Source organism: Streptomyces sp. NRRL S-920, from assembly GCF_000717945.1.
Classification (GTDB): domain Bacteria; phylum Actinomycetota; class Actinomycetes; order Streptomycetales; family Streptomycetaceae; genus Streptomyces; species Streptomyces alboniger.
In genome coordinates this window covers 104547-116978 of record NZ_JODF01000006.1, presented here as the reverse complement: position 1 = coordinate 116978, position 12432 = coordinate 104547, and the positions used below count along the sequence as shown (strand labels likewise).

Sequence of the window (12432 nt, the reverse complement as noted above, 5' to 3'; positions counted from 1 at the left end):
CGCCGGTCCGCTCCCTGTCGACCCGCACCCGACGACCGGCGGACGGTCGCCGATTCGGGGGTTGACATGGCCACACGGAATTTTCGGGTACGGGGGGTGGGCTCGGCCGTGGTGGCGGGCCTGGTCTTCGCCACGGGGGCGCTGGCAGTCCTGGCCGCCCAGCAGCGCCGGTACGAGGCTCTATGCCGGTACGAGGCTCTGCGCCGGGAGGCCGAACGGGAGGAGCGGTCCGAGCATCACCGCCACGCGGCCCTGGCCGCCCAGCAACGGCTCCAGTTCGACATGTTGAGCACCGCCATGAGCGACCCTGATCTGGCAGCGGTCCTCGACACCTTCGGGACGCCGCTGGACGCTCGCACGCAGCGGCAGTACCTGTTCGCCAACGCGGTGTACACCAATGCGCTGCTGGCCTGGCGCGTCGGCAATCTCGAGTGGGACGAACTGCATGGCCATCTGCGGCTGATCTGCCAGAACGCCATCTTCCGCAACTACTGGGCGGCCACACGACCGCACCGCGCCAGCCTCCTGGAGTCCTCGGACGAAGCACGCCTGGGCCGAATGGTCGACAAACTCATCCGAGACCTTGAGGCCGCGGACACCGATGAGTGGTGGGTGGTCGGTGAACCCCCGCCCGAATAGGGCGACTTGGCCGCTAGCCGAGGGGCCGGAGGCAGCCCCACCGGAGGAACCTGCTCAGTTTGTCTGCGGTAACTCCTGTCCCTAAGGTAGGCGCGCGCGTCTTACCCCATGTCGCCAACTGCCAAACCTCGCCTGCCACAACCAAGGCGGTTTCCCCCGATCCCCCGCTCCCAGACTGGAATACCTTGAAGATCGTGCGCCGCGTCGGTGTCCCTCCTCAGCAGCGAGGAAGCACATCAGGGCAGTCGTGCCCCGACGTGTTCGAATTGAGTGACGGGAACTTCGCCGTCATCGGGACAGAAGCAACCGCGGCACTTGAACAGGAACTCCCCCCGGACGCCTCGCGCGCCAGCTACGAACGCATCGTGATCGTGAGCCGCGAGACACTCGTACGCGCCAAGAGTGACATCCCTGACGTCTAGCGCCGGCTGACGCAGCCGACGAGCCCCGCGCTCTGTCGGCCCGTCACCTATGGGGGTACTCGCTCATCTCCTGAGCGGGTCCCCCCCCGGGGCCTCTCGCCTGTCGCGTAGTTCGCGTAGTGAGACGTCAGACGTCAGACGTCAGTCGTCGTCAGTCGTCACCCGGAACCGCCTGGGGCGCTGCCGGGCCCACGTACCGTGCGGCCGGCCGAATGATCTTCGAATCCCGGGCCTGCTCCAGGATGTTGGCGCTCCAGCCGACCACCCGGGCGGACGCGAACGTCGGCGTGAACATCTCGCGAGGCAGCCCGCACAGCTCCATGACGACCCCGGCGTAGAACTCCACGTTCGTGTGCAACTCACGCCCGGGCTTCAGCTCCGCCAGGATCGCCTCGACGTGCCGCTCGACCTCGACGGCGAACTCCACCATCTCGCCGCCGAATTGCCGTGCGATGCCGCGCAGCATCCGCGAGCGCGGATCCTCGGTGCGGTAGACGGGGTGCCCGAAGCCCATGATGCGGTCCCCCGCCAGGACGCGCTCGCGGATCCAGCTGTCGATACGGTCGCGGGTCCCGATCGCGTCAAGGGTGTCGAGGGCGCGACTGGGCGCCCCGCCGTGCAGCGGCCCCGACAGCGCGCCGACGGCACCCACCAGGCAAGCCGCCACATCCGCCCCGGTCGAGGTGATGACCCGGGCGGTGAATGTTGACGCGTTGAACCCGTGGTCAATGGTGGAAATCAAGTACTGCTCAATGGCCCGCGCACGTTCGGTATCCGGCTCCGAACCGGTGAGCATGTAGAGGTAGTTGGCCGCGTACGACAAGTCGTCCCGCGGTTCCACGGGTTCGAGGCCCTGGCCGAGCCGGTACAACGCGGTGAGCAGTGTCGGCACGACGGCGCACGCGGCGAGGGCGTCCGCGCGGCGCCGGTCGTCGTCGATGTCGTACACCGGGCGGAAGCCCTTCGATGCCCCGAAGAGCGACAAGGCGGTGCGCAGCCCGGAGAGTGGTCCCGACAGCGCGCTGGCGCGGGCGATGGCGGGCAGCGCGTCGCGGACCTCCCTGGGGAGGTGCCGCAGGGGCACGGTCCGCTCGGCGAAGGCGGCGCTCCGCTCGGCGTCCGGCAGCTCTCCGTAAAACATCAGGTGCCATACGTCCTCGAAGCCGCGGCTCTGCGCGAGGTCGACGGCCGAGTACTGCCGGTAGTGGTAGAAGCCCTCATATCCCCTCACGTCTCCGAGTTCGGTCTCGGTGACCACGACACCCGCGAGTCCTCGTGGGACGTCGACGGGCTCGGCGGGGGTGGCGGGGGTGGCGGTGGAGCCATTGATCGGCATGTTCTTCCTCGACTTCCTCCCAGAACTTGATTTGACTGTCTATGCTTGACTTAGTCTCTGTCAATATTGATTGCATCAATATGAAAATGCAGGCGTCGTGATGCGGATACGGTGTCGCCCATGACGGATCAAGGAACCGAGCACGACGGACGGCGGCGGCTGACCACCAAGGAGGCCGCCGAGCTGCTCGGTGTGAAGCCCGAGACCGTGTACGCGTACGTGAGCCGCGGGATGCTCAGCAGCCGCCGCGGCCCGGGGACACGGGGCAGCACGTTCGACACCAAGGAGGTCGAAGCGCTGGCCCGCAGGAACAGACGCGACTCCACCGCCCCGGCCACGGCCAACGAACTCTCCGTGCGCACCCGCATCACGCTCATCGACAACGACCGCTACTACTTCCGAGGCGTCGACGCCGCCGCGTTCGCGCTGGCGCACTCCTACGAAGAGGTCGCCGAGTGGCTGTGGACCGGCGTCCTGCGCCCCGGAGTCCGCTTCACCGCCCCCAGGGAGACCGTCTCCGCGGCCCGCCGCGCCGTCAACGCCCTGCCCGAGCACAGCGGACCGACGGACCGGCTGCGCGTGGCGGCCATCTCAGCGGGCGCCGCCGACCCCCTCCGCTTCGACCTCTCCGAAGACGCGGTCATCGGCACCGCGCGCACGCTGATCCCCACACTCGTCGCGGCGCTCCCGCCGGTCCTGCCGACCCACCGGGACGAAGGCCCGCTCGCCCGGCGGCTGTGGGCCCGGCTGAGCGGCGTCAAGCCCGACGAGGCCGCGCTGCACGCCCTGGACACGGCCCTCGCGCTGCTCGTCGACCACGACCTCGCCGCCTCGACGCTCGCCGTGCGGGTGGCCGCCTCGGCCCGCGCCCACCCCTACGCGGCGGTGTCGGCGGGACTCGGCGTCCTGGAGGGGCCCCTGCACGGCGCGGCCAGCGGTCTCGCCCACCGCATGCTCCTCGACGTACTCGACCGGGGCAGCGCGACGCCCGTGGTCGCCGACGAACTGCGCGCGGGCCGCCGCGTCCCCGGGCTCGGCCACCGCCTCTACCCCGGCGAGGACCCGCGCGCGCAGGCACTGTTCGGCCTCCTGGAGACGATGCCGAAGGCGGGCCCCGCCCTCGCCGCGGCTCGCGACGTGGTGGCCACCACCGCCCGCCACACGGACCTGCGCGCCAACGTCGACCTCGCCCTCGCCGTCCTGACCGCCTCGTCCGGTATGCCGGCGGAGGCGGGCGAGACGATCTTCGCGGTGGCCCGCACCGCGGGCTGGATCGCTCACGCCCTGGAGGAGTACGACGAGCGCCCGCTGCGCATGCGCCCCAGCGGCCAGTACGTCGGACCGCGCCCGCCCCGGCCGATGCCCGCGGCTCCCCCCGCGGACTCTTCCGAAGAGGTGTAGACCGTTCGGGCCTGAGTGCGGTTAGGCTCGCCTATGTGAGTACGTGCGCGACCGCCTCGCGGGATATGGACGAGCCTCTCGCGGGGACCGCGGCGACCGCCAGGACGTGGCTCCTGGTGGAGCAGCCGGGCCCCTGGGGCGCCAAGGCGCTGACGTCCAGCCACCTCCCTCCCGAGGTCGGCCGCGCCCTGGAGAGGGCCGCCGAGGGCACCGGCGTGCGTGTCGCGCTGATCCGCCGCCCCGGGCGCCATGCCGACTGCCACGCATCGAGGCGGCACGAGGTGTACGTGGCGCACACCTCCCCCGGGCACACCTGGGTGCGCTCCGAGGTGGTGGAGGACCCGCGGCGGTTGCTCGACCTCGACTTCACGGCTCTCGGCACGGGCGACCACGGCGGTTTCGGCATCCCGCACACGGGCGCCCCGCTCGCGCTCGTCTGCACCAACGGCAAGCGCGACCGCTGCTGCGCTCTTCTGGGCAGACCGCTGGCTGCCGAGCTTGCCGCCTCCGGCGAAGAGGGAGCGTGGGAGATCACACATCTGGGTGGCCATCGTTTCTCACCCACCCTTCTGGTCCTGCCCTACGGCTACGCGTACGGCAGGACCGGGACACACGCCGTCAAGGAGATCCTCGAAGCCGTGCGGGCGGGCCGTGTGATCGCCGAGGGCTGCCGGGGCAACTCGGCATGGGAGCGGCCCGGCCAGGCCGCCGAGCTTGCGGTGCGCACCACGACGGGCGAGGACGCCGCGGGGGTGTTGGCCGTCGTGGCCACGGAAGGCGCGGCTCCGCGCTGGGAGGTGACCGTGGCGCACACCGACGGCCGCCGTTGGCGGGTCACCGTGGCCCAGGGGACCTCTCAACCGCCCCGCCCGGAGAGCTGCGGCGCCGCTCTCGGGACCCCCGCGCGGATGGACGTGCTGGCGGTACGCCAGGCCCCGGAGGGCACTGCCCAGGAGGACTCGACCGGCCGCCCCTCTGACCTCGCCGCGTCTCCGTACGAGATCCCCACCACACTCACTTCGGAGTAGCCCGCCGGCGGCCGTACCGTTCGTACACATGAGCCCGACCTCCCGTGTGCGACGCCTCCGTCTCGGCCTGCCGCGGCGCGTGTTCTCGCAGGTGCTGTTGATGCAGCTGGCCATCGCCGCCGGGGTCGCGGTGCTGGCCACCGGGCTCTTCCTCGCGCCGCTCAGCGATCAGCTCGACGACCAGGCGATGCGCCGCGCGCTGGCCATCGCCCAGACGACCGCCGCCCACCCGGAGATCGCCGAGGACCTGGCGTCCTCGCGCCCCACGGGCGACGGCCCCGTGCAGGCTGAGGCCGAGCGGATCCGCCGGGCCAGCGGCGCCGAGTACGTCGTGATCATGAACAAGGAAGGCATCCGCTGGTCCCACACGGACCGCACCCAGATCGGCAGGCTCGTCTCGACCGACCCCAGCGAGGCGCTCGCGGGGCGCGAGGTCATGGAGATCGACGACGGCACGCTGGGCCGCTCGGCCCGCGGAAAGGTGCCGCTGCGGGACTCCGGGGGTCACATCGTGGGCGCCGTCTCCGTAGGCATCGAGTACGACAGTGTGCGGGCCCGTCTGATCCACTCCATCCCCGGGCTGCTCGCCTACGCGGGCGGGGCGCTCGCCGTCGGCGCGATCGCCGCGTACTTGATCTCCCGCAGGGTGCAGCGGCAGACCCGCGACCTGGCATTTTCCGATATCTCCGCCCTGCTCGCGGAGCGCGAGGCGATGCTGCACGGCATCCGCGAAGGCGTTGTCGCGCTGGACAGCGGCGGCCGGATCCGGCTGCTCAACGACGAGGCGCAGCGCCTCCTCGGCCTCGGCACGGAGGTGGTCGGTCGGCCGCTCGACGAAGCGCTCGGCGCGGGACGTACGACCGACGTCCTCGCCGGCCGGGTCACCGGCACCGACCTGCTGACCGTCCGCGGGCAGCGCGTCCTGATCGCCAACCGCATGCCCACCGACGACGGAGGCGCCGTCGCGACCCTGCGCGACCGCACGGAGCTGGAGCAGCTCGGCCGTGAACTCGACTCGACGCGCGGCCTCATCGACGCCCTGCGCGCCCAGGACCACGAGCACGCCAACCGCATGCACACACTCCTTGGCCTGCTCGAACTGGAGATGTACGAGGAGGCCGCCGAGTTCGTCGGCGAGGTGGCGGGTGCCCATCGGGTGACCTCCGAGCAGATCACCGAGAAGATCCGCGATCCGCTGCTCGCGGCGCTGCTGGTCGGCAAGGCCACAGTGGCCGCTGAACGTGGCGTCGCGCTCTCCGTGCCGCGCGAGACCGCGCTGCCCGACCGGCTCGTCGACCCGGGCGGTCTCGTCACGATCGTCGGCAACCTCGTCGACAACGCCCTCGACGCCGCCGCGGGCACCCGCCACGCGCGCGTGGAGGTCGCCGTGCGCACTGAGGAGCGGGCCGTGGTCCTGCGGGTGCGCGACACCGGCCCGGGGGTTCCCGCCGAGCAGCGGGAGACGATCTTCACGGAGGGCTGGACCACCAAGGAGCCGCCGGCGCACGGCAAGCGCGGGATCGGCCTCGCCCTGGTGCGCAGGCTTGCCGAGCGCCAAGGCGGCAGCGCCCGCGCGGGGGAGGCGCCCGAAGGGGGCGCCGAGTTCACCGTCGTCCTGCCCGAAGCGCTCACGGAGCCCGCGTTCTCCACCACGGAGGGATACACATTGATCAAGGGCACGGAGGCGACGCCATGATGGAGGGGTTGGAAGGGACGTCATGATTGAAGTCCTTGTCGTCGACGACGACATCCGGGTCGCGGACGTCAACGCCGCCTATGTGGCGAAGGTGCCCGGCTTCCGCGTGGCGGCGAAGGCACACAACGCCTTCGAGGCGCTGCGGCTCGTCGAGGCTCTCCACGTGGACTTGGTGCTGCTGGATCATTACCTGCCGGACGAGACAGGTCTGTCGGTCGTACGTACATTGCGTGAGCGCGGCCACCAGACCGACGTGATCATGGTGACCGCGGCCCGTGATGTCGCCACAGTCCAGGCCGCGATGCGGCACGGCGCGCTCCAGTACCTGGTCAAGCCGTTCTCCTACGCGGGTCTTCGCGCCAAGCTTGACGCGTACGCGAGGCTGCGCCGCACGCTGGACGGCGGAGGCGAGGCCGAACAGGCCGAGGTGGACCGGATCTTCGGCGCGCTCTCGGCGACTCCGGTGCCCGAACTGCCCAAGGGGCACTCCCCCACCACCGCGGAGCTGGTCCGCAGGGCCCTGATGGCCGCGGAAGGGCCGCTCTCCGCCCAGGAACTGGCGGACCGCACCCGGCTGAGCCGGCAGACGGCACAGCGCTATCTGAAGCTCCTGGAGCGCACGGGCCGCGTCAGGCTCAGCCTCAAGTACGGCGACACGGGCCGCCCGGAGCACCGCTACGAGTGGGCCGCGAGCGTCTAGGCGGCCCTTGGGCGCGGCCCCCGTCCACTGCGGGGGAGCAGCCGGGGAGGGGTCGGGGAAGACGGGGAGAGGCCGGTGAGGGGCCGGAAGAATAATCGTTACGCCGCCCCGGCGCCGGTCAGCGACCGCACTTCCGTCTCCGCGTGCTTGGCCTCGTCCGCGGGTTCACGCGAGGTCACCGTGCCCAGCCAGCCCGCGAGGAACCCCAGCGGGATGGAGACGAGACCCGGGTTCTCCAGCGGGAAGTACTGGAAGTCCACGCCCGGGAAAAGGGAGTTGGGCCCTCCGGAGACCACCGGTGAGAGGAGCACCAGCGCGAGTGCGGGCAGCAGCCCTCCGTACACCGACCACACCGCGCCTCGCGTGGTGAAGTTTCGCCAGAACAGGGAGTAGAGCAGCATCGGCAGATTGGCGGACGCGGCGACCGCGAAGGCGAGGCCCACCAGGAACGCGACGTTCAGGTCGCGGGCCAGCAGCCCGAGACCGATCGCGACCACACCGATCCCGGCCGCCGCGACGCGCGCCACCGCCACCTCGCTGCGCGGTTTCGCATTCCGCCGACGCAAGGAGGCGTACAGGTCGTGGGCCACCGACGCCGAGGAGGCGAGCGTGATTCCGGCGACCACGGCGAGGATCGTGGCGAAGGCGACTGCGGCGACGACGGCGAACAGAACCGTTCCGCCAGTGGAATCCGCGCCGCCGCCCAGGTCGAGCGCGAGCAGCGGCACCGCCGTGTTCCCCGCGGCGTTCGACCCGCGTACCACCTCTGGGCCCACGATCGCCGCCGCGCCGAAGCCGAGCACGATCGTCATCAGGTAGAAGCCGCCGATGAGACCGATGGACCAGACGACCGAGCGCCGTGCGGCCCGCGCGGTGGGCACGGTGTAGAAGCGGGACAGGATGTGCGGCAGCCCGGCGGTACCGAGCACGAGTGCGAGGCCGAGGCTGATGAAGTCGAGCCGCGCGGTCCAGTCACCGCCGTACTTCAGGCCGGGTGCCAGGAACCGCTCGCCGTGACCACTACGGTCGGCCGCGGTCCGCAGCAGCTGGTCGAAGTCCCCGTGGAAACGCACCAGGACGAGCACGGTCAACGCGATTGCCCCGCACATCAGCAGGACTGCCTTCACGATCTGGATCCAGGTAGTGGCCCGCATCCCTCCCAACGACACATAGATCACCATGAGCGCGCCGACACCGACCACCGTCCAGGACTGCGCCACCCCGCTCGTCCCACCGAGCAGCAGCGCGACCAGCGAGCCCGCCCCCACCATTTGCGCCACCAGATAGAGAACGGACACGGTGACCGAGGAAGTTCCCGCCGCGATCCGCACCGGTCGCTCCCGCATCCGCGAGGCGACGACGTCGGCGAGCGTGAAGCGCCCGCAATTGCGCACCAGTTCGGCCACGAGGAACAGCACGATGAGCCAGGCGACGAGGAAGCCGACCGAGTAGAGCAGCCCGTCGTACCCGAAGAGCGCGATCAGTCCGGAGATGCCGAGGAAGGAGGCGGCCGACAAGTAGTCACCCGCGATGGCGAAACCGTTCTCCATCGGGGAGAAGAGCCGCCCGCCCACGTAGAACTCCTCGGCCGAACCGTGCCGGTTGCGGCTCACCCACGTCGTGATCGCGAGCGTGATGGCCACGAAGCCGGCGAACAACAGGAGAGCGAGGGTCTGGTGATCACCGGTCATCACTCGGCACCCCGCCCCTGCCTGTCGACCTGTCCCTGCTCCTGCTCCCGCTCCCGCTCCCGCTCCGCGACCTGCTCCCGCACCCGCTTCTGTTCGACCACGGTCCACCGCAGATCAAGGGCCGCACGGTCCCGTCGCAGGCGCGCGTGCCGGGCGTACGCCCAGGTCAGCAGGAACGTCGTGAGGAACTGGCCGAGCCCCGCCAGCATCGCCACGTTCACCGCTCCCGTGACGGGACGCGCCATCAGGCCCGGCGCCGCCGTCGCGGTCACCACGTACGCCACGTACCAGGTGAAGAAGACGGCGACTACCGGGAAGGCGAACCTCCGATACCGGCGGCGCACCTCCTGGAAGGCCTCGCTGCGCTGCACTTCCAGGTAGATGTCGGCCGCACTCGCGCTCCGCCGCTGTGTGCCGCCCCGGGGCGGCACCACGGAGGCCGGCGCGCCCGCGCCGTCCGGTTCCCCCCAGCCGGAGGCGAGCGCGTCGTACCAGGGATCCCTCAGATCGCCGGGGCGACCCGGGCCCGGGTCGGCCCGGCCCACCCCGGTGTGGGGCGCGTCGTGCATCTCCACCGAACTCTCCTTGTCCGCAGCCCTGTTCGGCCGCGTGCCCAAGGATGGGCAGATCGGGAAGATCTCTGACACGTCTCTCGGTGCTCTTCACCCCATCAGGTGAAGCCACGTCAGATATGAGCCCCTACGCGTCGATACGCGAGCGGTCCAGTGTCGCCGCGGAGCTGGTGATGAACTCCTTGCGCGGCGCGACGTCGTTACCCATGAGCAGATCGAAAACCTGCTCGGCCGACTCCAGGTCGGAGATGTTGATCCGACGCAGGGTCCGGTAGCGCGGGTCCATGGTGGTCTCGGCCAGCTGATCGGCGTCCATCTCGCCCAGGCCCTTGTAGCGCTGGATCGAGTCCTTGTAGCGCACGTTCTTGCGCTGCAATTCGAGCAGCGTCTCCCGCAGCTCGCGGTCCGAGTACGTGTAGACGTACTTGTCCTGGCCCTTCTTCGGCTGGCTCAGCTCGATGCGGTGCAGCGGCGGCACCGCGGCGAACACGCGGCCGGCCTCGACCATCGGCCGCATGTAGCGCTGGAACAGCGTCAGCAGCAGGATCCGGATGTGCGCGCCGTCGACGTCGGCGTCGACGAGCAGGATGATCTTTCCGTAGCGCGCCGCGTCGATGTCGAAGGTCCGGCCGGACCCGGCTCCTATGACCTGGATGATCGCGCCGCACTCGGCGTTCTTCAGCATGTCCGTCACGGACGCCTTCTGAACGTTGAGAATCTTGCCGCGGATCGGCAGGAGCGCCTGGAACTCGGAGTTCCGGGCGAGCTTGGCGGTGCCGAGCGCGGAGTCGCCCTCGACGATGAACAGCTCGCTGCGCTCCACGTCGTCGCTACGGCAGTCCGCGAGCTTCGCGGGCAGCGAGGAGGACTCCAGGGCCGTCTTCCGGCGCTGCGCGTCCTTGTGCTGGCGGGCCGCGATGCGCGTACGGGCCGCCGCGACGGCCTTCTCCATGACGGCACGCGCCTGCGCCTTGGCGTCCCGCTTCGTGGACGTCAGGAACGCCTTCAGCTCCTTGGCGATGACGTTGGCGACGATGCGGTTGGCCGCGGAGGTGCCGAGCACCTCCTTGGTCTGGCCCTCGAACTGCGGCTCCGCGAGACGGACCGTAACGACCGCAGTGAGGCCCTCCAGGGCGTCGTCCTTGACGATGTCGTCCTCGGCGACACGCAGCACCTTCTGGCTGCGCAGCGCCTCGTTCATCGTCTTGGTCAGGGAGCGCTCGAAGCCGGACACATGGGTGCCGCCCTTGGGGGTGGCGATGATGTTGACGAAGGACCGTACGGTCGTGTCGTACCCGGTGCCCCAGCGCAGCGCCACATCCACGCCCAGCTCACGGGTGACCTCGGTGGGCGTCATCTGACCGTGGTCGTCGAGGACCGGCACCGTCTCCTTGAAGGAACCCTGCCCGGAGAAGCGCAGGACGTCGCAGACCGCCTTGTCCTGGGCCAGGTACTCGCAGAACTCGCTGATGCCGCCGTCGAAGCGGAAGGATTCCTCGCCCTTTGAGCCGCCGTCGCCGAGACCGAACTCGTCCCGTACGACGATCGTCAGGCCCGGCACCAGGAAGGCGGTCTGGCGGGCGCGCTGGTGGAGGTTCTCCAGCGACAGCTTGGCGTCCTTGAGGAAGATCTGCCGGTCCGCCCAGTAGCGCACGCGCGTGCCGGTGCGGTTCTTGGGGATCTTCTTGACCTTGCTGAGCTTCGCCGACGGATCGAAGGGCGCCTCGGGCCCCATCTTGGCGAAGGCGCCGGGTACACCGCGCCGGAAGCTGATCGCGTGGGTGTGCCCCGCGCGGTCCACCTCGACGTCGAGACGCGCGGAGAGCGCGTTCACCACGGAGGCGCCCACGCCGTGCAGACCGCCTGAGGCCGCGTAGGAGCCACCGCCGAACTTGCCGCCCGCGTGGAGCTTGGTCATGACGACCTCGACTCCGGAGAGGCCGGTCTTGGGCTCGACGTCCACGGGGATGCCGCGGCCGTTGTCCCGGACCTCCACGGAGGCGTCGTCGTGGAGGATGACCTCGATGTGGTCGCAGTACCCGCCCAGGGCCTCGTCGACGGAGTTGTCGATGATCTCCCAGAGGCAGTGCATCAGGCCGCGGCTGTCCGTCGACCCGATGTACATGCCCGGGCGCTTGCGGACGGCCTCGAGCCCCTCCAGGACGAGCAGGTGCCGCGCGGTGTAGTTGGAACCGTCCCGGTCTGCTCCGGTCAGCAACGCTGTGGACGGCACGGACGTCTCGGCGGTCACGCGGTTCGCTCCTCGCTGAATTTCAAAGGGGGTCCTTTGGGGTAAGGACGCGGCTTCGGTTGCCCGTCAGAGGGTACCGAGGCCTGGTAGAGCCGTTGTAACGCCACCCTCGTCCAAACGCAGACTAGCCCAGGCTCGCATGCGTGTTCGATACCTCGATGGAGTGAAGCGCACGTCACGTTCCCTTCGAGGCATGAACCATTTAGGCTCCGGGCACGTCCTCATGAACAACCGGCAAGCCAGCCGGGAGGACACCGACCCTGACAGACAGCGCGAAACCGTAAGACACGTAAGAGACGCAATACGGCACATTCGCCGCCAACCGGCAACGTACAACCTCCTCAAAAAGAAATTTCGAGGAAAAGCCACGAGCGGGAACGTTTTCGGCCTGGTTGGATGTTGACCCTGGTACGACAGCTCGTCGAGCTAGAGAAGAGGCGACGTGACTACTGTTCTGACCCCCGCGAGCCCCCTGACGGCCGCTGATCGCTGCGACCGCTGCGGCGCCCAGGCTTACCTGCGCGTCGTCCTGCTGAGCGGCGGCGAACTGCTCTTCTGCGCCCACCATGGCCGCAAGTTCGAGCCGGAACTCAAGAAGATCGCCGCTGAGATACAGGACGAGACGGAGCGTCTCACCGCTGTTCCGGAGAGCGCCACTGAAGAGGACCGCTGACACCTCGCATCCACGACGAGCCA

General features: G+C 69.8%; 11 protein-coding genes. 7 read left to right on the top strand and 4 right to left on the bottom strand.

Translation table 11 applies throughout. The annotated features are described in order from the left end of the window. The first annotated feature begins 66 nt into the window (after window positions 1–66). The gene (locus IG54_RS0107135; protein WP_030778660.1) at window positions 67–639 is read left to right on the top strand and encodes a DUF6082 family protein; all 573 of its coding nucleotides are present in this window, start codon (window positions 67–69) and stop codon (window positions 637–639) included. Window positions 640–824: 185 nt separating this feature from the next. Beyond that, window positions 825–1061 carry a hypothetical protein gene (locus IG54_RS0107130; RefSeq protein WP_030778658.1) on the top strand — a complete coding sequence of 79 codons (237 nt, stop codon included), beginning with the start codon at window positions 825–827 and terminating at the stop codon, window positions 1059–1061. A 151-nt stretch (window positions 1062–1212) separates the two neighbouring features. On the opposite strand, the gene IG54_RS0107125 is transcribed toward IG54_RS0107130, so the two are convergent. Then, window positions 1213–2397 carry a citrate synthase/methylcitrate synthase gene (locus IG54_RS0107125; RefSeq protein ID WP_030778657.1) on the bottom strand — a complete coding sequence of 395 codons (1185 nt, stop codon included), beginning with the start codon at window positions 2395–2397 and terminating at the stop codon, window positions 1213–1215. A gap of 120 nt (window positions 2398–2517) precedes the next feature. Between IG54_RS0107125 and IG54_RS0107120 the strand changes: the two genes are divergently transcribed. Genes IG54_RS0107120 through IG54_RS0107105 form a run of 4 tightly spaced genes read left to right on the top strand, consistent with a single transcriptional unit; the run spans window position 2518 to window position 7222 of the window. Then, window positions 2518–3798 (top strand): citrate synthase family protein, encoded by a 1281-nt coding sequence (locus IG54_RS0107120; protein ID WP_106976961.1) that lies wholly within the window; start codon window positions 2518–2520, stop codon window positions 3796–3798. Between the two features lie 35 nt (window positions 3799–3833). Further along, complete coding sequence (locus IG54_RS0107115; RefSeq protein ID WP_078593808.1) at window positions 3834–4826, top strand: sucrase ferredoxin; 993 nt, start codon at window positions 3834–3836, stop codon at window positions 4824–4826. A gap of 28 nt (window positions 4827–4854) precedes the next feature. Next, entirely contained in the window at window positions 4855–6522 is a 1668-nt protein-coding gene (locus IG54_RS0107110; RefSeq protein ID WP_051819320.1) for an ATP-binding protein, read from the top strand. A 22-nt stretch (window positions 6523–6544) separates the two neighbouring features. Then, window positions 6545–7222, top strand: a complete 678-nt coding sequence (locus IG54_RS0107105) for a response regulator (RefSeq protein ID WP_030778650.1) — start codon at window positions 6545–6547, stop codon at window positions 7220–7222. Window positions 7223–7320: 98 nt separating this feature from the next. On the opposite strand, the gene IG54_RS0107100 is transcribed toward IG54_RS0107105, so the two are convergent. From IG54_RS0107100 to IG54_RS0107090, 3 genes are all read right to left on the bottom strand, one after another. Continuing rightward, entirely contained in the window at window positions 7321–8913 is a 1593-nt protein-coding gene (locus IG54_RS0107100; RefSeq protein WP_030778649.1) for a cation acetate symporter, read from the bottom strand. Then, the gene (locus IG54_RS0107095; protein ID WP_078593824.1) at window positions 8913–9482 is read right to left on the bottom strand and encodes a DUF485 domain-containing protein; all 570 of its coding nucleotides are present in this window, start codon (window positions 9480–9482) and stop codon (window positions 8913–8915) included. Before IG54_RS0107095 ends, IG54_RS0107100 begins: the two co-directional genes overlap by 1 nt. A gap of 130 nt (window positions 9483–9612) precedes the next feature. Beyond that, on the bottom strand, window positions 9613–11736 hold the full coding sequence (locus IG54_RS0107090; protein WP_030778647.1) for a DNA gyrase/topoisomerase IV subunit B: 2124 nt from the start codon (window positions 11734–11736) through the stop codon (window positions 9613–9615). A 442-nt stretch (window positions 11737–12178) separates the two neighbouring features. On the opposite strand from IG54_RS0107090, the gene IG54_RS0107085 reads away from it, so the two are divergent. Beyond that, window positions 12179–12409, top strand: a complete 231-nt coding sequence (locus IG54_RS0107085) for a DUF7455 domain-containing protein (protein WP_030778645.1) — start codon at window positions 12179–12181, stop codon at window positions 12407–12409. The last annotated feature ends 23 nt before the right edge of the window (window positions 12410–12432 follow it).

Bases quoted from the DNA above. Each gene is read 5' to 3' on its own strand.
- IG54_RS0107135 (WP_030778660.1), top strand. From the start codon at position 67: ATGGCCACACGGAATTTTCGGGTACGGGGGGTGGGCTCGGCCGTGGTG.
- IG54_RS0107110 (WP_051819320.1), top strand. From the start codon at position 4,855: ATGAGCCCGACCTCCCGTGTGCGACGCCTCCGTCTCGGCCTGCCGCGG.
- IG54_RS0107105 (WP_030778650.1), top strand. From the start codon at position 6,545: ATGATTGAAGTCCTTGTCGTCGACGACGACATCCGGGTCGCGGACGTC.
- IG54_RS0107120 (WP_106976961.1), top strand. From the start codon at position 2,518: ATGACGGATCAAGGAACCGAGCACGACGGACGGCGGCGGCTGACCACC.
- IG54_RS0107125 (WP_030778657.1), bottom strand. From the start codon at position 2,397: ATGCCGATCAATGGCTCCACCGCCACCCCCGCCACCCCCGCCGAGCCC.
- IG54_RS0107095 (WP_078593824.1), bottom strand. From the start codon at position 9,482: ATGCACGACGCGCCCCACACCGGGGTGGGCCGGGCCGACCCGGGCCCG.
- IG54_RS0107100 (WP_030778649.1), bottom strand. From the start codon at position 8,913: ATGACCGGTGATCACCAGACCCTCGCTCTCCTGTTGTTCGCCGGCTTC.